The organism is Paenibacillus pectinilyticus, assembly GCF_001700435.1.
Lineage (GTDB): Bacteria > Bacillota > Bacilli > Paenibacillales > NBRC-103111 > Paenibacillus_E > Paenibacillus_E pectinilyticus.
Genome location: NZ_LYPC01000014.1, coordinates 304,095 through 324,796, shown reverse-complemented (window position 1 = coordinate 324,796; position 20,702 = coordinate 304,095). Strand labels below are relative to the sequence as shown.

The following is a 20,702-nucleotide window of genomic DNA, read 5'->3' as shown; positions in this document are numbered from 1 at the left end:
CTTATAAGCATAATAATGGGTCTATCTATTTAATCAGACTACCCGGAATAATCTGAGTTAAAATTAGTGTGATACAGCTATTTGCTAACCTTTGACTGCGCCAATCATAACGCCTTGTGTAAAATACTTCTGAATGAACGGATATACGCAGACTATGGGAACCGTGGATACAATAACGGCAGCCATTTGAATGCCTAGTGTACTGACAGAACCATCACTGACTTCACCATTTGCTTGTTGATTCTGAGAGCTTAAGAGAATATTCCGTAATACGACCTGCAATGGCATTAAAGCATTGTTATTTATGTAAATAATAGCATCAAAATAGCTGTTCCAATGTCCTACAGCATAAAATAATCCAACTGTCGCTATAGCTGGAAGAGAGAGCGGAATAATAATGCCAAACAATATCTTTAAATCTCCAGCACCGTCTACCTTAGCCGACTCTTCCAATTCCATCGGGAGCTGTTCGAAAAATCCTTTGATGACTACAAGATTAAACACACTAATTAACCCTGGAACGATAAGAGCCCAAATCGTATTCGTAATGTGCAGAGAGCGAATGACTATATAGGTAGGAATAAGTCCACCGCTGAACAGCATTGTGAAAATAATGAAAAGCAGGATGGCTGATCTAGCAGGGAGTGCTTTCTTCGAAAGTACATATGCTGCAATGACCGTGAATAATAAATTGAGCAAGCCCCCAACAATTGTACGAAACAAAGTAATTTCATACGCATGCCCAATCCCCATATTACCTGAGAAAACCGTTTGATAGGCTTTCATCGTTATGTGCTGAGGGATAATGACAATACCTCGACGAATCACTTCCGCTTCGGTAGTCATAGAAATACTGATAACATATAGGAAGGGGAATAACGTAACCACCGCAATCATGATGAGCAGAAGGTAAATAACGACCTGACCTAATTTTTCACTAAATGACATTTGATGCATCGGCTGCATGTCCCCCTTCTAAAAGATTTGTCCGTCAAATTTTTTGGCAATTTGATTCGCGGATATAACCAGTATGAAAGCGATTACTGATTTAAATAGTCCAACTGCCGTAGCCAAGCCAAATTGCATTTGTTCAAGCCCTTGACGATACACCCAAGTATCAATAATATCGGATTTTTCTGCATTAAAAGAATTAGAGAGAATGAAGATTTGATCAAAACCCGCATCCAAGACTGTACTCAATCGAATAATCAACAAAATAATGATCACATTTCTAATTCCAGGTAAGGTGATATGCCAGAGCTGCCGCCATTTCCCCGCCCCATCCATACGCGCTGCCTCATATAAACTTGGTTCCACACCTGCTAAAGCCGCCAGATAAAGAATCGCTCCAAAGCCAACCTCTTTCCATATATCAGAAGAAACGATGATAGGTCGAATCCAAGATGATTCTGTTAAAAATGAGATTGGATTATTGCCGTATTCCTTCATTAATAAATTAATAAAGCCATTTCCTGGAGCCAATAAGGCTACCAATAATCCGTAGACGATCACCCATGAGATAAAGTGTGGCAGATAAGTGATGGTTTGCACACTTCGCTTGAACCAGCCTACGGTTACTTCATTTAGAAGCAGCGCCAATATGATCGGAGCCCAAAATCCAAAAAACAACTTATATAAAGAGATTGAAATCGTATTGCTCATAATGTCCCAGAAGTAGACACCATGAATAAAATTACTGAAGTTTCTAAAACCCACCCACGGGCTATCCCAGAAGCCCAATCCAATATTGTAGTTTTTGAATGCAATCAATATCCCAAACATCGGTATATATTTAAATATGACAAAGTAGATTAATTCTGGCAGCAACAATAAGTATAAAATGCGATAATTCCGTATACGCCTCCAAAACATTGATTTGTTGAATGAGGATTTTGTAGTGAGCTCCATGCCTTTAGGGACTGTTTGTTTCATCATTTGCCATCACCTGATTCCTTGGATTCGTCTGGGTCGTCTTGTTCATACTTGTATCATAAATCATTCAAGTAGCGTCAACCTCCAATATTTCATTGAATTCCTCCAATATTTAAAGATTATATGTCATCTCCATAAGTCCATACTTTCCCCGAACTTTGATCATCTTGCTTTATCGGCACCTCGATACCTTCAAAGACATTGCCTATGAGGTAAACATCATCCACATCTACGGCATGGATACCGATTGGAGCGTTTTTCATCCGATTATTTGCAATAATAATACTTCGATTAAATTTGCCGCTAAAGCCGTATGACTTGATCCCGATGCAGCCACTTGCCCCGTATCTAGGGAAAAATCCACAATTATCAAATTCACATCCCTTGATGACAATATCACTAGCATGACCACCTTCGGAATGAACAGGTAGCTCTGCCCCCAGCAAGATCCCTGGATTCATGGTATTTCTATATGTACAATTCAAAATATAGAGATGATCATATCGAACTAAGTGACCTGCACCTGCGATATTGACGAATTCTGAATCCTTACATATATAGCGGCTAGCTTTCCAACAGAAAGCTGACCCTAGCGCTCCTTCCTTTAATTCAATGGGAAGTTCACGGTCAAAGGAAATTCGGTAATAATTCCCGTTATCGCCTTTACTGACATGACTCCAATCCGTTATATGAAAGGCCATTGCTGTATCTTCATGATAAAGCTCTACTAAACTGCCTGTTTGGAGAGGAGCGAATGTGTATTTACAGAAGAAAAGTGCTTCGTTAGCACTAGTATGTTGTACAAGCACTAGCCAATTGCTGTGCATGTTTTGACCGTCCATTCGTACTCCCTCTATATACATCCGACTCACTTCGATGTTGCCGCTGCATTTAAAAATTTTCCACGCATCACGCGGAGCCGTGAACAGCTGATTGCCAGCTGGTTTAAAAACAATGTGATCTGCGGTAATATCGTGACAGCTTTCCGTCAAGATAGCGAATCCATTGGCGTTATAAATTCTAAGATTTTTCAGTGTTAACTGATTACAATTGGCAAAATAGGTTTGAAAGTCTGTACGAGCTCCTTGGTGCCATGATACATGTTCCCCAGTCTGAACCTTGGATGCGACTCTTGAACTAGTAAGACTGACCAGGCGCTCTCCTTGTAATCTCCATACGTCGCCTGCTCCATCACCATAAGTAACGCTCTCCCCCACGAGAGCCCCAGTTATCGGGTGAAACCGGTTCATACAATACGATCCCATCCCGTCGTAGCATGGATTCCCTGGGAATACTTCAACTGTAATTTGGTCGTCTTCATTTGCTATTACAACACCTGCTGAAGTGAATTCTGGCCCTCTCGTGAAAGCAATATTGTTTACTTGCAGATCGTCCGAATCTTCACACCAAAGAATTGCTGGCAAGTAATTATGTATTTGAAGATCGTTATACCCAATAAATATCGTTGCAGGCTCACCCTTGTCATTCGTTGCTCCCTGCAAGGTTAAGTTTTGGGCTCCATGGATAGGAATATGGCATGCTTTATGTGTTTCAACCGAACTCCCTGCATCATGAGCAATCGCCTCAGTCTGTATATCTACCGAGGTACGAAGAATATATGAGCGAGGTTCAAAAAATACAATTTTCGCTTGTATGTCAATGGCTTTTTGAATAGCGGCTCGAATTCCTGAAGCATCATCTGGCGAATTGTCTTCTATGAAATCTTCAACATATATAATGGCAGTATTTTTCATTCATTTTGCGCTCCCTTAGATAAGTTAGAATTTCAGAATGGAAACTTTGAATGGTACATGATTATCATAAAGTAGAAATTAACTACCCACTTCCAATATTTTAACGAGTTCCTCTAATATCTTAAGATTAAGCGTAAGCACCTAATAGAGCCCTAATCGAATTCTCCGATGTCCGGTATTCTCTAATAAAATAGTCGCAAAAAAGCAATAAACCCGACCTGTGATGCGGCCGGGTCAGACATATTAATTAAATTCATTAAACTTGACGGTTCCTTTGCTGATCCTTGCCCGCCCTAAGCTGCGTGATTCGAAATTGATTCACAAACTCCCTGCTTAAATGCTGGCTATCGAGGTCTGATCAAACGTCTTCTTGAACATGGAGAATAGGGCTGATCGAGAATAAGAAAACCGCAGAAGGTTTTTGAATTTATGAACACGAAGCAAGGTAATCACCGTATATCCTACTTTTAATAACAAAAATGGTTGGACAGGAATAATTACCATCCTACATCCATGATTTAAAGATTTCCATCATAGCAAATTTGCAGTAGATGTTGCAGCTTTCCCCCTATTTTCAATCCGTTAGGAAAATCCACGGCAAGAATACCTTCATAATCTATTCCAACCTCTACTTTGTCATTTATGACATTGTACTCTGTGATTATCTGGCGACGGCTGGAGAACATCGTTGACGACTGTTCTGCCAATTCCCTAAATGCTTGTATGCCTCTGGTTTCCGAGGTGGTTTCTCCATTAATATTGGAACAATCCTGCCCGTTACTTCAATGAATCCAAAAGGGAACTGCTTCAATGCATCTCCTGATTTATCGATATTTTTACGGCTGATATCCAATAAAGTTACAAATTGCTTAACAAAATTGTTAAAATATGCTAATATTGTTAATAAGGCGGTGGTTAATAAAATGCAACAAATCTCTGATTATCTTTTCATAGGTTCAATAATTCTGCTTATATTAACCTTACTTTTTAAAGGCGTAGGATCTAAAGGTTCTTCTAATTCTTTGGGAAACATCGATTTGGCCATGCATGAAAACCATGGAAATGATTTAAAAAGTCAGGACTCGATTATCAAAAGTATATTTAAATCAGTTTTCGTATGGATATCAATTTTAGGAATACTTGTTTCAATACTCTTGTCGAAATTATAAATTCCTTACAGAAATATTGAACAAAAAAAGGCGCTGTTAACAAAGCGTCTTTTTTTGTTCGTTTTCAGGTAAACAACCAGAGAGAAATGATCAGCGGGATTAAGACGCAGCTCCTCTATTCAACTAACGTTCCCGGTTAGCGTAACGTAGTTACTAAAGTAACTACCTTGGTTATAACATTTATAATAATTACGCCAAGTAAAGACCCAAGAGAATTTAGTATTAAATCATCAACATCAAAGCTACCTGTCCCAGAGAATAACATACCAACCCTCCTACAGGTATGAACCAAAATAGTGTAATATAGATATATATTAGCACGGAAGCCAGATACGAAGGTTCCCTCCTGAAAATTCATAATGCAAAAAGTAAAGGGGGATCTGCGCATGGAGATCATGACATTAAAAAATCATTTACAAGTCGTGCTGAAGCCAGATTCGTCTTCGCGCAGTGCGGTCTTTGCCTACGCGATTAAAGCAGGATGCAACATGGAAGTAGGCTTCCCTGCCGGGACTGCTCATTTTCTCGAACATATGCTCTTTAAAGGCAGCGCCACGAAAACGGCAAAAAAGATTAACCAGGACGCAGCGGACCTCGGCACGCTTCCCAATGCCTATACCGCAGAGGATGAAACCAAGTACTACATCCAGGTGCAAAGCAAGTACGGCATGGAGGCGCTGGACCTTCTATCGGACTTTTTTTGGCAGCCGGCGCTCCCGGAAGAAGAAATCGAAAAAGAAAAACAGGTCATCATCGAAGAAATTCATATGTATGCCGATCAGCCGTCTTCGGTTTCCGGCGAGGTGCTCGAAGGTCTGTTGAAGCGAAGCTCGCTTCTGGGTACTAAGAAAAGCGTGCGAAAGATCCAGCGCTCACATCTCCTTCAGTTTTATAATGCACACTATCACACAGGCGCTGTGATCTTTGTAGCGACGGGCAATTTTGATGAATTTGCGGTGCTCTCCTATTTGGAACGCCTAAAAGTTCATCAGCCGAAGGATCGTGCCGAGCAGGAGAGACGTGAATATGATCTGCAGCAAAAAGAGGCGGTTGTCAAACGCAGCGTCAAACAGGCGCATATATCATGGGCAATTCCGGTAGCAGGTTACGGGAGCGGCGATGAGCCGGCGCTTGAAGTTATTGCCACGATTTTAGGAGCTCATGGAAATGCGTCTTCTCGTTTGTATGATGAGATTCGTGAAGAAAAGGGACTCGCGTATGCGGTCGATGTGGATTACGAGTCTTTTCATGACCGCGGCTACCTTTTGGGATATATGGGACTGCCGGCAACGTACGTAAACGGGGCAAGAGAAATTCTGTTTAAGCACCTGGGGGATCTGGAGACAAGTCTCGTCAGTGCTGCTGAGCTCCGCCGCGCCATTGCCTGTTTGACCGGACAACTGGTAATCGGTATGGATGATGTGCTCGCTCAAAATGATTCTCTGAGTTATAGCACACTGTATGGACTGGAGTTTGATGTTGATGCTTTCGTAGCCAAAGTAGAGTCGGTGACTGCAGATGAGGTACTGCGGGTAGCGCAGAAATATGCCTTGGCTGGAAACGTCTATGTGGCATCCGTGGTGCCGAAGACATGGAGCGCCATCGAACAACTTTCTTAAAACCCTGTTAAAATTCGGTGTGATTTTTCAATATGGAATCAAAAATGAACAACTAATAATGGATTTTTATTAAATACCAACTTCTCTTATTGATAATACTGCCGTGTTCTCCGAATCATTAAATTACCATTTCTTCTTTATTATTTAACTATTAAACTCACTCTAACAATACCCTTTTTGTTCGAACTATTCTTTGAACGAAAACAGGAAGCTGCTACATCAAGCTGCTCCCTGTTTGTTTTTGTGCTATCGTTCTTACGTTAGTTGAATCACATCATGATGTTCTATGGGTTATAGCTTATGCCTTTTTGAAATCCCGAATGAAATTGTTAACATTGCCTAAACAGCAAGCCCCTTGAGGGTTGTTTACCTCACACCCACATCGCCCCGCTTGAACATGAGCTTTAATTTGGTCAGCAGGTGTGTTCTCAGTTCCAACGGCTTCAAGTAGACGTTCTCTCGTCCAATCAAAGCAGTAACATACAGGCACATCTACGCTCTGGTTTTTTTGGTATACAGGGACTTTTAGGTCATTCTCCACAAACTTTTGCGAATGGTTCCCACTGAAGTAGACGATAGCGCAAGCAGGGTTAGAGCAAAACACGTAAGAATTCTCGGGTTCAATGGTTTCTAATGCTGATGCTTTAAGCAAGGATTTAACCGTTATGAGTTGCACGTTTTTGCCCTTTTCACCGCAGGAAGAGCACTCCGTTGTTATAGTTTCTATATGATTAGATGGTACACAGCAATCCATTTTGAAGTCACTCCCTGTAAAGATGAATTTATTTATATGCACTCTAAATAATTATCTCACTAATTGGGAAAAAATTAAACCTCAGTAACCTGCCCCTTACTTGAATAGGCTGCCAGCATGCCGGCAGCCTGGTTTAGATTGTGCTATAGTATCCGCTAGCTTAATTACCCACGGTCGTCGATAAACGTATAAGCTCTTCCTTAAGAAATTTGAATAATTTCGCGCTGGCCGAATTAGATGGAAATGAAGAGGTTTTACAGACCAGACCAATAAGCATATCGATAGATGAACCGGTTATGTGGCGCGTTGTTAGGCCCGAGGGCAAAGAGTCCAATGCAATCTCCGGTACTAAAGCAATTCCGAAACCGTGTTGTACATAAGGTTTCATCGCTGTCATACTTCCAATCTCCATGGTTTCTACTTCAATACTCCCCGTTTCTCGAAGGATCATTTCAAGTTTTTTTCGGTAGGGACAATTCTCGGAAGTAACCAATAATCTCTGACCCTTTAGCTGCTCGGGGTGAATGACTTCATAATGGGTTAGTTGATGATCTTCGGGTAATAAGGCTACAAACTTCTCGTGAAAAAGCGGTTGAAAGTAAAGCTCTGAGCCTACGTTAGGCGAAGAACATATTGCAATATCGATACTCCCTTTCGATAAAGACTCCAGTAAAACAGGTGTACCTGCTATTTCCAGAGCAACCCGAATCTTCGGATATTGAGTCGTGAATTTTTTCAACAGCAGGGGAAAACGAAAACTTGCAGTCGGTTCCGTCAATCCAACACGGATCGTCCCCACTTCACCTTTATACAAGTCTAAAAAATCCGCCTGAAGTTGTTCTACGCGTTCAATAATAGCTGTACTTTGCTCGAAGAATAACTTTCCTGCTTCCGTTAGATTGCATTTTTTTCCTCGCTCAATCAACTGAACGCCTAACTCCGTTTCGAGTTTTTGGATTTGGATGGTCACAGTAGATTGCGCATAGTTCAGTTCTTCCGCAGCCTGAACAAAACTTCCATGTTTCACAATGAATTGAAATGATTTTAAGGTTTTAAAGTCCATAATTACCCCACGACCTATGTTCAATTTTATTAAACTTTATATTCAGTTAATTCAATTATACAAAACCAATCTGACCCTATACAATACAAGTATTAAACAAAGAAAGGATTGTGGAAAATGAAAGTTACCAAACTACCCTGGGCAGGCATCAGAATAGAAATTAACGACACAAGCATTGTCATTGACCCACTTTATCATTTCCCTTCGAAATTTGGTCAACCCCATGAGGAGTTTTTCCCATTAAACGATTTTGGACGGATAGATGCCGTTCTTATCACTCATCACCATCCGGATCACTTCGATCAGCCAGCTATTGCCCAATTTTATGGTGAAGAGATCCCTGTTTATTTACCTTCCGAATCTTTGAAATTCATAAACTCCTCATCTCTAAAACAAATACATGGCGTCGAGCTTGGACAACTCATCAAAATAGGAAGTGCTGAGGTCATCCCTGCTTTTTCAATGGATGGCTTTGGAGATCCACAGGTAAGTTGGATCGTTAGAGGCAACGGTCATCAAGTCATTCACTGCGGAGATACATTATGGCATGGTCATTGGTGGAATATCAAAAGTACTTACGGCCCATTTGACATCGCATGTCTGCCAGTGAATGCAGCAATCGTGGAGTTTAGAGGCGATCCTCCAAGTGGTCAACCCATTTCACTAAGTCCGGAACAAGCCGTTTCAGCAGCATTTGTATTGGAAGCAAAGACTCTCATACCGATTCATTATAAAGCGATTCATTATCCTCCTATCTATCGCCAAACACCAGATTTAATTGATAGGCTTCAATCAAGCGCGATGACACGTGGACTTGAATTATCAATTCTCGATACGAAAGAATCACTTGTGTTGGAATGATATTCACAAAACAATCTTGGCAGAGCAATTTTGGGAAAATAAAAACAAGACACAATCTCATTTCCGAGAATGTGTCTTGTTTTTTCTGTCCGATTTTTTCGCTGTCAACAAGTCCTTAGTCCATATTTAAACACAATTTCTTGAAGATATCTGCCCTTTAACTTAATGCCCGCCACCAGCAACAGCCTTTATCATTAACTACTAATTATATCCTCAAAAAATAAAAAAGTTGGTGTTCACAAAAGTAAACATCCACTAACGATCTTTATTTTCCTTGATCAATTACTTCATTCAAAGAAAAAGAAGAGCTGCCTTCAGGCAAGCTCCTGCGTAAACGGTTCTCGTTTTGTGCAATTTTTTTCGTACCCTCTTTATCTAACCTCACACGCGTATATGGAGCGGCTTGCGAAATGATCCAACTGTATTAAGAAGCCTCTATCAATTCAAGACAACATCATCAAGCCTAGTCCATTGATTTCCAGTCGCAGATTTAACATGGAAGGCAACTCGTACCTTACCTGTTGTTACGTTAATGGACCCGCTGCTAATTTGCTGATAGCTGGTCTCGCCTGTTGGAACGGCTACATTAACAGAACTTCCGTAGTTGCTTACTTCCATCTGGTTAATCGCCAAGCCTCCCGTAGACTCCGTCCAAGCCGTTAGGGTATGCGTACCATTTGGCACATTATCAAAATCCTTGTAAATCCAAGTTTCATAAGCTGATCCGTTCCATATGCCGACGTGGTAAGACCCGCTATGGCTGCCTCCATACGATTCAGGGAAAACAAACGCAGGATTGGCACCTGCCACGTACCAGCCACTGTAGTCGTTCGATTCAAAACCTGGATTTTTCTGCAGACTCACATCATCAACTCGGATCCACTGATTGCCTGTTGTCGATTTGGCGTGAAAGCAGACATTCAATGTTCCGGTTGTTACATTAATGTTCCCTGAGTTGATTTGCTGATAGCTCGAAGTACCTGTTGGAATGGCTACATTGGTGGAACTTCCATAGTTGCTTACTTCCATCTGGGCAGTAAGCAATCCCCCCGTTGATTCCGTCCAAGCACTAACGTTATAGCTACCGTTCGATACATTATCGATGGTTTGGCAAATCGATGTATCATAGGCCGTTGCAGCCCACATTGCGTCATGATAGGAACCATTTTTACTACCACCAGGCACACCAGAGGTCTCAACAAAGTTAGCTGAAGGGTTAGGACCGGAAACCGTCCAACCGTTCGTGCCGTCTTCAAATCCGGCATTTTTCACAAAACCTTTATTGACGAATGTACCAAATTTCAACTGCACATTGCTTCGACTGCTTCCCTGATCCACACTCGCCATGACAGCTATCTCGTTCGAACCTGTCACGTACATACTTCTCCAAGCCTTAACGAAATCCGCAAAAGGTGCAGTTCCGTTTAAATACCAAGAAGTGCCATAGTCATCACTGAAGGAAAAGTTCCCATTATTGGCTATAACGGCAAGCTGTCCGTCAGGCAACGAAAGCAAGAAAGGAGCCCCAAATTGATCAGGAATAAGCGTACCAATTCCGCTAGACCAGGTCGTTCCATCCGCGGATGTTTTATAATGAATGCTACAGTTGCTAGAGCCGCACAATTCAAAAACGACCATATACTGTCCATTATTCATTTTGGTCCATACCGGCATTCCCGGTCTAGATGCAGAATTAGAAGGGTCCCAAGCCACATAAATTTCACTACCCCAAGTGGCTCCGTTGTCCGTAGATACTCGCTCCGAAATAACTTGACTATACGATGGACTTTCGGTTACATGCTTCTCATTCGCATACATAACAGCTAAATTTCCGTTATTAAGGAAATAAAAATGGGGTTCATACATCCCTTTATCCGGATTGCCCAGACTGCCGGAAGTGCCGTTGTTCTGGTCAATCGTGCTTAAATAGCTCCAATTAACGCCCATATCCGTACTTTTAAAAACCTTAAGCTGGTAGGATGTACTCCAAATTACGGATCGCGAAGCTACAAGCACATCGCCATTAGCCTTTTGAATCAGCATGCCATTATCTACATCGCGACCCGCATCCGCGATACTCCCGATCGGAGTCCAAGTTCGGCCATTATCTGTGCTTTTCGCAATTTCAAGCTGAACATTGGTCAAATATACAGAATAAACGGATAACCAATCACCATTGGCTAACTTTAGCATCCTGCCGTATTCGACGTTATGCGTAGAATCGTTCTTCACTGTTGTAGCGGAACTCCATGTTCCTACTACATTATAAGCGTAAGCTGGTAGTGCCATTACAAATAGAGAAATAATCATTAGTACACTAAAGACCATTTTGATTTTTGATAGAATCATATACATCCCTCCATTTTTTAATAGACTAAAGCTTCTGTCGATTCTGGCGTTGTTTTTTCTAGCTATATAGTCGTTGATTTCTCACCTCCTTTATCCAAATCTGCATAAAGCCTTCCTCTCGATTATCCCAAGCGTAGTAGGGAATCATTACAATCGGTAACCCGTTTGTTGCTTGACCCTTCAATACCGTTACACCCCCGAGTAATTCCGGTTGGTGGCTAATTTGGAGTGGCTCTCGGTCAGAGATGGTAAAGGTGTCATAGGTTAAACCCGGATTATCTGCTTGCTCCACACAATAAACAAGAGGTCCACGCTGAATGGCAATCCGACCACGATTCGCTTCTACCTCAGATCTTGCACGCATGGCTTGGGCGGGCATATCCATCTCCAATACGATCAAGTCGCCTGGCGACCACGATCGCTCTAGAACGATGTAACCACGATCAATCAACCTATTGGCATCAAGGACACTCTCGCCCCCGATCAATAGCTTGTAGCTTCTGCACCAATCAGGAATACGCACACGAATGGTAAAGTTAGCCTCCCGATCTGGATTTACCGAAAGCTCAATCCTACCATGCCATGGATAAACGGTCGTTTGCTTTAGGTTAACCTTCAACCCCTCCGCCATTACCAATGTTCCCTCACTGTTAATGAATTGATTAACGACAATGCCATTACCCGATGTGGCATACATATACTGACCAATCGAGGGCAGGAAGCGCACTAAGCTGGTCGGACAACAAGAGGTATCATACCAAGGCACACGGTGATGATCACCTTTAGAAGCCAACGGATTCACATAGAAAAACTTGTCGCCAGACAGCGAGATACCGGCTAAAGCGCCATTATACATTTCTCTTTCCACCAAATCGGCATATTTGGCATCACCAAATAGCAAATTCATCCGATGATTCCAGAACGCCATTGCGATAGCAGCACATGTTTCACAATAGGCCGTTTCATTGGGCAGATCGTAATCATGCGTAAATCCTTCATTATGTTGCGACGGACCAATACCGCCTGTAATATACATATTCCGATCAACCGTATGATTCCAAACGCGATGCAAAGCCTCCACATAATCGGGATCGCTAGAAACGTGAACGGCATCCGCCATTGCCGAATACAGGTACATGGCGCGAACGGCATGTCCTGTTACCTTTTGAATGTCCTTAACGGGAACATCGTCCTGACAGTAGGGCGGCCCCCATTCTTCTTTATCCCAGATCATGCCAATACCATACCCATGACCACGCTCTTCAAGCAACCATAAGGCTAATTTCCAGTAGCGCGGTTCAGCCGTTACCTTGTATAGTTTCATTAATGCCAATTCGATTTCTTGGTGACCTTCTACCCAGTGTCGTTTGCCCACACCGAACAGGCTGTCATAATGATCTGCCAATTTGCAAGCCGTATCCAGCAGCTTACGCTTACCAGTCGCCTCATAATAGGCAACAGCTGCTTCAATCAAATGTCCACCACAGTACATTTCGTGTTTTTCCATGTCGGACCATTTGCTCTCAGGTGCTTCCAACGTATAGTAAGTAGAGAGATAGCCATCTTCATCTTGTGCTGCTGCGATGAAATCGATAATACGATCTATTTCAGCCTCCAACACCGGATCAGGATGATTCATGAGCGAATACGCAGCACCTTCAAGCACTTTGTAGACATCCGAGTCATTAAAATATATCCCTTCATGCTTGCCCTCTTGTAGACCAGCAGCTTTGGCAAAGTTCGTAATACGACCTGTTTCTTCACACTTATGAAGGCAGGCAGGCAGCGTAACTTGCTTCAAGACTTCTAAACGAGGTTGCCAAAAGTGATCCTCCATGCTGACTTGCGTAAAAGAGGTGCTCTGCCAACTCTGTAAACTTGTCTTCTCTCTCATAGATGCTTTCTCTCCTCAATCATTTTGATATCGCACTTAAACTTTGCGTAGCGAAATTCGGCAATAACTCAGAACAGGCAAAAGCAAGTGTACGCTTTTGCCTGAATCTACTTAAAATTGTTTATTTTGCGGCATTTCCTTTATTGATAATATCATCTGCCTGTGCGGTAAATTGATCTACACTTAGCTTCCCTAAAGAAAATTGTTCAACTGCAGAATTATATTTAGGAGTCCAGTCGTCCTGATTTGTTGTATACGGCGATTTAACTAGATTACCTAATGAGCCTAAATAGGTGCTTATATCCGAGTCAATAAATGGAGCTCCCAATATTTTGCTTTTGTTATCTTCTAGCGAAGACTTAACTACTGGGCCTCCGGCCTCACCAGTTGTTGATAAGAAGTCATTCACCTCTTTACTTGATAAAGCAAGGATCGCTTCTTTGGCCTCTGCTTCATGTTTCGCTCCTTTGAAAACCGCCCATCCATCAAGGAATCCCATACTTGATCCTTTTCCTGCTTCACTTGGCATAGCAGCAAGACCCACTTTAAATTTAACAGCCTTCGCTTCATTAAAGAACCAAGATCCATTTACCAGAATGGCTAGTTTACCAGCTTTAAATAAATCTGTAGCGCCCATAACTTTGGTGTCCGTAGCTTGCGGCATTGATTTATCCACCCGCATCATTTGATCGAAATAGCTCAATACTTTTTTATTCGCGGGGTCTGACAGCTCACTAATACCTTTGTCATCATATAATCCTTTTCCTCCCCCTTTTAGAAATTCATCAAGGTGACCTGATTCAAGACTCGTCCAGAACCCCCACGATTTGTTAGCACCATCACCACTTGTTAACGCTTTCGCTTCTTCAACTAGCTTTGTCATTGTAATCGGGTTGTTCCAATCGATTGAAGGGTATTCGATCTTTGCTTTATCAAAAAGATCTTTATTGATATAGACAAACGTATTATAGATTCCTGATGGAACTCCATAGGTTTTTCCATCCTTCACAGCTGAACCGTGTAAAGCATTTTCAAAGTATTTCGTTTTGTCCAACTTGGCAACAACATCAGAGATATCAACAACCTGCCCATTTTCAATGAGTTTTGGAAATAAGCCTTCTGCAACTCTTCCAATATCCGGGGAGTCCCCTGCTGCAATCTGACTAATGACTTTTTGATAATAGACCGACCAAGAATCCAGCGGAATTTTATTTATCTTGATTTCAATATTTTTGCTTTCCAATTGCTTATTGGCAATGCCAACAGCACTATCCCAAGCACTAGCTGCTGATGCAAACGATGGGTAGGCGAAATTCACAATTACTTTTTCTTTCGGTTTAGCGGTTGCTGCTGCCGATGCCGTTGGTTGACTTGAAGCTGTGTTTGTACTTTGTGCTGAATTGCTTTCTTTTGTACTACTGCAGCCTGCAGCTACAAATAACGCCATGATCATTGCAATACTAGTCATCTTCTTAGATAAAGGTTTCATTTAACTATCTCCCCATTGTTATATTTTTTTCTATATCAATTCTTCTTCACTTAACCTTTTACACCAGAGAACGTAATTCCTTCTAGGAAAAACTTCTGAGATAAAAAGTAAAACAGTGTCGAAGGCAGAATAGATACGGTGGCACCTGCCATTAAGCGTCCCCAATCCAGCTTATAAGAGTCCCTGAACGTAGCAATTAATAATGGCACTGTAAATTTATTCTCAGAGTTAATATAAATCAATTGGCTTAAGTAATTATTCCAATGGAATATAAACGTAAATAGTGCAAGAGAGGCAAGAACGGGTTTGCACAGTGGCAGCATAATGGAATAATAAATTTTGAAAGCCGAACTTCCATCTAATTTAGCTGCTTCCATATAATCATCAGGGATTCCAATCATAAATTGCCTTATTAGAAAAACAGCATAGCCATTTAATAATGTTGCTGGCACAATTAACGGCCAGTACGTATCTATCCAGTGAATTTTACTAAAAGCAACATACATCGGTATGAGAGAAGCCTGTTGAGGTATAATGAGCGAACTCAGTATGATCGCAAATAGCAAGCCACTATATTTAAATTTGTATTTAGAGAAAGCAAAAGCTGCAAGAGATGAGAAGAAAAGCGTTCCAATTACGATAGCGAATGTAAGCATGAAACTATTTACAATGGCTTTAGCCATCGGTACCATCGTGAAAACGTCTACATAATAATGAAAGTTAATGGGTATAGGTAAAAGGTCAGGTGGCATTTTGATCAAGTGATCTGTTTGTTTCAATGAGGTTGAAATCATCCAATAAAAAGGACCAATCGTAATAAAGGTAAACAGAAGCATGATTGTATGTTTGCTAATTGCCCTTGTTTTCTTAAGTATCATAATTTACCATCTTCCTTTGAAAGCTGAATTGAATTAAGGTCACTATTCCGATTAGTATAAACAGTACCCAACTAGCCACAGAGGCAGGTCCTAGTTTAAAACTTTGAAAAGCATATTGGTAAATATACATACTGAGTGTATACGTGGAGAAGTCGGGACCTCCCTTCGTTAATATATAAGGCTCGTTAAACATATTAAATGAGTAAATCATTAATGTGACGAAAGAGAAAAATATAACCGGTGAAAGCATTGAGCGGGTAATATACCAAAACTTTTGAAAAGAGTTAGCTCCATCGATGCTTGCCGCTTCGTAGTAGCTTGGTGAAATCGATTTGATACCTGCTAGAAAAATAATAAAATAATAACCGATTTGAAGCCATGAGCACATGATGGTTAAAGCGAGTCTTGCCCACAAGCTATCTGTAAACCAATGGGGATTGCTCATGCTTAAGCCATTCAGTAAAAATTGCATTAAGCCTACGTCAGGAGCGTAAATCCAATAAAACACCATGGCTATGGATACAGAAGATGTGACCATTGGAAGAAAGAAAGCACTTTTGTAGAAACTTAATCCTTTCATGGGTGCACTGCATAATAAGGCTAGTATGAGTGCAACAACGATTGTCAAAGGCGTGACTAGCGCTGCAATCAAGAAAGTGTTGCCGATTGTTTTCAGAAATATGGAATCATGAAATACAAAGTTAAAATTATCGAAACCCGTGAATTGTGCTGCTGAGGTGAAATTCCAGCTGTGGAAGCACAAGTAAAGCGAAAAGGTAATTGGGATTATCATGAAGACGATATAACCGATAAGTTGTGGAGCTACAAATAAATACGGTGTAAGCTTATCATTAAAGCGAGCGCTTCCTTTTTTTCTAGTAGTAATCATTCATTGCTCTCCTTCCAGCACATTTATCTTGTACATTCATATTACCAATCATCTTCAGCATGAAATATAAACAATATTATGACTTTATAACCAATATTACGATACAAAAAAAGACCTCACATAAAGTGACGCCTTTGCTCTAAGCGTTTATTTAAGTAACGGCAATTTAATTCGGACGATCGTTCCTTCGCCAAGGTTACTATGCAAAGTAATACCGAACTGCTCGCCGCAATTCAATTTAATCCTTTCATCAATATTTTTCAGACCAATTCGGCTAAATTTATTCTCTGAATTTTGCTTGTTATTTTCCATATATCCCTCAATTTGCTCCGGACTCATGCCAACACCATTGTCTTGAATCTCAATCTCGATATAATCTTTGTTGCCATAAACCTGAAGTGCAATCTGATTATTTGAATCCAGCTTTTCAAATGCATGTATCATACAGTTTTCAACTACGGGTTGCAGAATAAACTTCAGCACCTTAGAGTCAAGCAGACTGTAGTCGACGTTATACGAAACGATAAACTGCTTATCATATCTATACTGCATAATTGAAATATAACTTTTAACGTAATCTAACTCCTCTTCCAGCTCGATAAATTCGCTCGTGTTTTTAGCTGCGGCCTTTAGTAAACTAATCAAATCCGTAATCATCTCATTCGCGTTATCATTGCGCCCCATAAGGACTACAGCCTTCACGGCATTTAGCGTGTTATATATAAAATGAGGTGTGATTTGAGATTGCAGTGCCTTGATCTCATTCTCTTTTTTCTGGATTTGCTCTTTCTCAACATCATCAATAAGCATGGTAATTCGATCCGTCATGTAATTAAAACGATTTGTAAGCAATCCAATTTCATCTGTTCGATTCGTCTGTACTTGGATATTTAAATTCGTTTTACCCAATTTATTCATTGAGCTGCTAAGTTTCTTGATTGGATTATATAAGCTAAAATAAATCTTTATGGCAATAAGAAAAACAACTAAAAGACATAGACTTGCCACCCATAAAGTGATTTTTGCTATCTGATTCACATCTTTTACAATATTTTTATAGGGAACAGCATTAATAATTTTCCAACCACTGTTGGCTGATGTGTAGACAGTAACTACATTTTTCACGCCACCCAGATCAGCTTTAAAACTTCCACTAGAAAGGTTTCCTATTCGATTAAGGAGTGCCGTGTCCGAATAGCGTTGTCCGATTTGGGAATTATCTGAATCATATATAATTTGATTTTTCTGATCCATGACAACATATACGCCACCGTTTGAAGAATTTGCATTATCAAAAATTTCCTTTATCATATCTACATTTAGAAAAATAACAGCAATGCCAAGCACTTGATTCTCAGATTGATTAATTAAGACCGAGGAAGCGGTTGCAAAATAGTTGTTTGAATTCTCATTTACAGAAAAATCCCATACTTCATGACCTTTAATGCCAATCGTTTGTTTATACATAGGTGAATCCCGATAGTCACCGCTAAATGCTGTTATGTAGTTGTATTTGCCCCTTGAGATGGGGTATTTGTTATGATCCGCAGGCAGAATCATGATCGAGTTTACGAGATTGCTTTTAAAACTGATGATATAATCTAACTGCGCAGCCATACGATCTAAGATCTCTGAATGATCTTCAATGGAAGCATCATTAGAGTTTAGAAGCCTCAAATAGTTTAATGTATCTGCCGAATACGTCTCCTCGGATAAGATACTATTAATCTCTCTGATATAATTATCAAAATAACTGATTTTGTCCACAATCTTGTCTGTCGAACTTTGAACGGCTCGCTTTTCAAATGTTACAGCAGTCATATTATAAACAATAATAATCGTAATAATGATAGGAATCGCTGATAAGAGCATAAAATACATAATCAATTTATATTTCAAGCTCATGTTAATCGACTGATAGATGGCACTAGGTGTCGTAAAAATCTTATCGAGGAATTTACTACGCATGCGATCACCCTTCGCTATTCACAATATATTTTCGCAATTGATTTGGCTTTACACCCTTCATCTCTTTAAATACCTTACAGAAATTCCCATACGTCATGCCAACTTCTTCAGCAATCTCATTCATACTTTTCTCCGTATTCACAATGAGATGTTCAGCATTTTCAATACGGATCTTGTTTAAATATTCGACAAAGCCACATCCTGTTTGGTCTTTAAACACCGTGCAGAAATAATTTTTACTCATCCCAACGTAATCCGCCACGTAATCCAATGTCATGTTATTCTTATAATTCTCTTTGACGAGCTTGATCACACTCTTGATATCTTTTCGATTGCCTGGTGTGGAGGAATTACGTATTACTTTTTGCAAAGTTTGCACGAAACGGGAGAACCCTACTTGAAGAGACTCCAAATCAGGGAAATTTCTTAAATCTTTACCAGACAAGAAGGAGATTCCATCGTTTTCTGAAAATGAAAGGCCCTTTTTCTCGAAAATAGCTCTAATCGATATGATCATTTCTGTGAAGTAATCGTAAACGAGCTCAGGTTCATACTTCTGTTTGTTGATTTCTTGAAATATGGTTTCTATTACTTCCATCGCATCAGGAGCTTCAGACTTTTGTAAGTAATCTGCAAACCTTTTCTCTAAATCGTACATCAGTTGTCGATTAAAGCTTTGGTTGAATCCATTAAAAAAGGAAACATCCATAATTTTTCCAATATTCCAATAAAATTTCCCACGAATGCCATTTACTAATTTCTCAAATTGGACGGGAAAATCATCTAACTTGTAGATGGCTTCACTTATTGCCATGGTCAATGGTTGGTTCATGAAATCACTTACTTCTCTTTTTAGGTTTCTAGCAATTTCATAGGTCGTATTTTTGATAAATAAACTGCTTTTCTCTCTATATTTAAGTACGATTAATAAACTTGTCTCACTGAGAGCAAATGTATAACTATATTTACATAACTCCGCTACTCGTTTAACCATGTCACATATGTGCTGAACATTTCCATTCCATTTGACATCTTCCCGGTTATCAGCCTCAATGCCTACCATTAAGAGTACGTATAGACCATTGGAAAGTTCAATCTCCAAATTCAATGCTTCTAGTTGCAAAGCTTCTTTATTTTGTGGCTGTACAACTATACTTTTCCAAAATTGTTGTACAAGCTGTTCCCTCCATTTCGTATCAAGCGTAACTAATCTATTCTGAGATCGATTCATTTTCTGTTCTTCTATTGTTGTTTTGGCAGCAGCTAAAGCAGCCTCCAAACATTCCTTATCCATTTCGTATTTCATTAAATAATCTAATGCACCATACTTCATGGCACTTTTCACACTAATAAATTCATTATAATTACTAAGTACCAAGAATTCGATTTGAGGGTATTTACTTTTACCTAATTTAATTAATTCTACCCCGTCCATAATCGGCATAGAAATGTCCGTTATGACCAGATCAATCTTCATCTCATTCAAAAACAACAGTGCCTCAGCACCATTATTTGCCTCACCAACTAATTCAAATCCGAGGGATTCCCAATTCAATACAGATATCATGTGTTTCCATATTAATATATCATCGTCGACGATCAATACTTTATACACGATGAACTCCTCCTGATGATGAGTATAATAAAAGCTATGCCATCATCATAAATCAACTATATGGAAGATACAATTAAATTTCCATCTTTCATCTACCTTCTCATTTGCAGACTGATACCTCAACTGAGCTTTCATCCGCAAATCGGCATAAACACCTGCAATCGCTGCTTTCTTATTTTTGGAAAGCGGTAGCGCTCCGTCATTGTTCTTCAGCAAGACTACTGATTCCCTAGCCGCTTGTAGAACAACTTCTTGATGCGCCGGTGTATTATAATCAGTGAGACTTGAAGAAACATCCTTTGCCTGATTCATTTAAACTACTCGATAGCAATACGGTTACAACGCAAACAGAAGAAATAAACCTTTTTAAAGATCTCATCTTTCTCATCCTAACCTCTCCAGAAATTAATAATTGAAAATATGACATTCATTAAACAGTACATATAGAATCCATGAATATTTAATATA

General features: G+C 40.1%; 15 protein-coding genes. 2 read left to right on the top strand and 13 right to left on the bottom strand.

Annotated features, from left to right (window positions below; genetic code table 11):
* Window positions 1-84: 84 nt before the first annotated feature.
* The 3 genes from A8709_RS08955 to A8709_RS08945 all read right to left on the bottom strand — a co-directional run bounded on the left by A8709_RS08955 (window position 85) and on the right by A8709_RS08945 (window position 3,686).
* The gene (locus A8709_RS08955) at window positions 85-957 is read right to left on the bottom strand and encodes a carbohydrate ABC transporter permease (RefSeq protein ID WP_065852019.1); all 873 of its coding nucleotides are present in this window, start codon (window positions 955-957) and stop codon (window positions 85-87) included.
* 18 nt (window positions 958-975) lie between these two features.
* Window positions 976-1,932, bottom strand: a complete 957-nt coding sequence (locus tag A8709_RS08950; protein WP_084224860.1) for an ABC transporter permease — start codon at window positions 1,930-1,932, stop codon at window positions 976-978.
* Between the two features lie 119 nt (window positions 1,933-2,051).
* Window positions 2,052-3,686 (bottom strand): hypothetical protein, encoded by a 1,635-nt coding sequence (locus A8709_RS08945; protein WP_065852018.1) that lies wholly within the window; start codon window positions 3,684-3,686, stop codon window positions 2,052-2,054.
* 1,555 nt (window positions 3,687-5,241) lie between these two features.
* Between A8709_RS08945 and A8709_RS08935 the strand changes: the two genes are divergently transcribed.
* Complete coding sequence (locus A8709_RS08935; RefSeq protein WP_065852016.1) at window positions 5,242-6,474, top strand: M16 family metallopeptidase; 1,233 nt, start codon at window positions 5,242-5,244, stop codon at window positions 6,472-6,474.
* A gap of 298 nt (window positions 6,475-6,772) precedes the next feature.
* Here A8709_RS08935 and A8709_RS08930 read toward each other — a convergent pair whose 3' ends face one another.
* Window positions 6,773-7,228: a putative iron-sulfur cluster-binding metallochaperone gene (locus A8709_RS08930; protein WP_065852015.1), complete on the bottom strand. Its 456-nt coding sequence runs from the start codon at window positions 7,226-7,228 to the stop codon at window positions 6,773-6,775.
* A 160-nt stretch (window positions 7,229-7,388) separates the two neighbouring features.
* Complete coding sequence (locus A8709_RS08925) at window positions 7,389-8,291, bottom strand: LysR family transcriptional regulator (RefSeq protein ID WP_065852014.1); 903 nt, start codon at window positions 8,289-8,291, stop codon at window positions 7,389-7,391.
* Between the two features lie 117 nt (window positions 8,292-8,408).
* Here A8709_RS08925 and A8709_RS08920 point away from each other — a divergent pair, with 117 nt between their 5' ends.
* Window positions 8,409-9,152, top strand: coding sequence for an MBL fold metallo-hydrolase (locus A8709_RS08920; protein ID WP_065852013.1), 744 nt, complete (start codon window positions 8,409-8,411; stop codon window positions 9,150-9,152).
* 438 nt (window positions 9,153-9,590) lie between these two features.
* On the opposite strand, the gene A8709_RS08915 is transcribed toward A8709_RS08920, so the two are convergent.
* The 8 genes from A8709_RS08915 to A8709_RS08880 all read right to left on the bottom strand — a co-directional run bounded on the left by A8709_RS08915 (window position 9,591) and on the right by A8709_RS08880 (window position 20,546).
* Window positions 9,591-11,501: a sialidase family protein gene (locus A8709_RS08915; RefSeq protein ID WP_065852012.1), complete on the bottom strand. Its 1,911-nt coding sequence runs from the start codon at window positions 11,499-11,501 to the stop codon at window positions 9,591-9,593.
* A gap of 58 nt (window positions 11,502-11,559) precedes the next feature.
* Window positions 11,560-13,395, bottom strand: coding sequence for a glycoside hydrolase family 127 protein (locus tag A8709_RS08910; protein ID WP_065852011.1), 1,836 nt, complete (start codon window positions 13,393-13,395; stop codon window positions 11,560-11,562).
* A 121-nt stretch (window positions 13,396-13,516) separates the two neighbouring features.
* Window positions 13,517-14,884 (bottom strand): ABC transporter substrate-binding protein, encoded by a 1,368-nt coding sequence (locus A8709_RS08905; protein ID WP_065852010.1) that lies wholly within the window; start codon window positions 14,882-14,884, stop codon window positions 13,517-13,519.
* A 50-nt stretch (window positions 14,885-14,934) separates the two neighbouring features.
* Complete coding sequence (locus A8709_RS08900) at window positions 14,935-15,720, bottom strand: carbohydrate ABC transporter permease (protein WP_208607665.1); 786 nt, start codon at window positions 15,718-15,720, stop codon at window positions 14,935-14,937.
* Between the two features lie 31 nt (window positions 15,721-15,751).
* Entirely contained in the window at window positions 15,752-16,651 is a 900-nt protein-coding gene (locus A8709_RS08895; protein WP_065852008.1) for a carbohydrate ABC transporter permease, read from the bottom strand.
* Between the two features lie 147 nt (window positions 16,652-16,798).
* Window positions 16,799-18,619 carry a sensor histidine kinase gene (locus tag A8709_RS08890; protein WP_065852007.1) on the bottom strand — a complete coding sequence of 607 codons (1,821 nt, stop codon included), beginning with the start codon at window positions 18,617-18,619 and terminating at the stop codon, window positions 16,799-16,801.
* Window positions 18,620-18,623: 4 nt separating this feature from the next.
* Window positions 18,624-20,234: a response regulator transcription factor gene (locus A8709_RS08885; protein ID WP_065852006.1), complete on the bottom strand. Its 1,611-nt coding sequence runs from the start codon at window positions 20,232-20,234 to the stop codon at window positions 18,624-18,626.
* A 45-nt stretch (window positions 20,235-20,279) separates the two neighbouring features.
* Complete coding sequence (locus A8709_RS08880) at window positions 20,280-20,546, bottom strand: hypothetical protein (protein WP_065852005.1); 267 nt, start codon at window positions 20,544-20,546, stop codon at window positions 20,280-20,282.
* Between the last annotated feature and the right edge of the window lie 156 nt (window positions 20,547-20,702).

What these genes read in the sequence shown, in the direction of transcription:
- A8709_RS08950 (WP_084224860.1), bottom strand. Translation starts at nt 1,932, where the DNA reads ATGAAACAAACAGTCCCTAAAGGCATGGAGCTCACTACAAAATCCTCA.
- A8709_RS08955 (WP_065852019.1), bottom strand. Translation starts at nt 957, where the DNA reads ATGCATCAAATGTCATTTAGTGAAAAATTAGGTCAGGTCGTTATTTAC.
- A8709_RS08880 (WP_065852005.1), bottom strand. Translation starts at nt 20,546, where the DNA reads ATGAATCAGGCAAAGGATGTTTCTTCAAGTCTCACTGATTATAATACA.
- A8709_RS08910 (WP_065852011.1), bottom strand. Translation starts at nt 13,395, where the DNA reads ATGAGAGAGAAGACAAGTTTACAGAGTTGGCAGAGCACCTCTTTTACG.
- A8709_RS08915 (WP_065852012.1), bottom strand. Translation starts at nt 11,501, where the DNA reads ATGATTCTATCAAAAATCAAAATGGTCTTTAGTGTACTAATGATTATT.
- A8709_RS08925 (WP_065852014.1), bottom strand. Translation starts at nt 8,291, where the DNA reads ATGGACTTTAAAACCTTAAAATCATTTCAATTCATTGTGAAACATGGA.
- A8709_RS08895 (WP_065852008.1), bottom strand. Translation starts at nt 16,651, where the DNA reads ATGATTACTACTAGAAAAAAAGGAAGCGCTCGCTTTAATGATAAGCTT.
- A8709_RS08930 (WP_065852015.1), bottom strand. Translation starts at nt 7,228, where the DNA reads ATGGATTGCTGTGTACCATCTAATCATATAGAAACTATAACAACGGAG.
- A8709_RS08900 (WP_208607665.1), bottom strand. Translation starts at nt 15,720, where the DNA reads ATGCTTCTGTTTACCTTTATTACGATTGGTCCTTTTTATTGGATGATT.
- A8709_RS08890 (WP_065852007.1), bottom strand. Translation starts at nt 18,619, where the DNA reads ATGCGTAGTAAATTCCTCGATAAGATTTTTACGACACCTAGTGCCATC.
- A8709_RS08905 (WP_065852010.1), bottom strand. Translation starts at nt 14,884, where the DNA reads ATGAAACCTTTATCTAAGAAGATGACTAGTATTGCAATGATCATGGCG.
- A8709_RS08920 (WP_065852013.1), top strand. Translation starts at nt 8,409, where the DNA reads ATGAAAGTTACCAAACTACCCTGGGCAGGCATCAGAATAGAAATTAAC.
- A8709_RS08935 (WP_065852016.1), top strand. Translation starts at nt 5,242, where the DNA reads ATGGAGATCATGACATTAAAAAATCATTTACAAGTCGTGCTGAAGCCA.
- A8709_RS08945 (WP_065852018.1), bottom strand. Translation starts at nt 3,686, where the DNA reads ATGAAAAATACTGCCATTATATATGTTGAAGATTTCATAGAAGACAAT.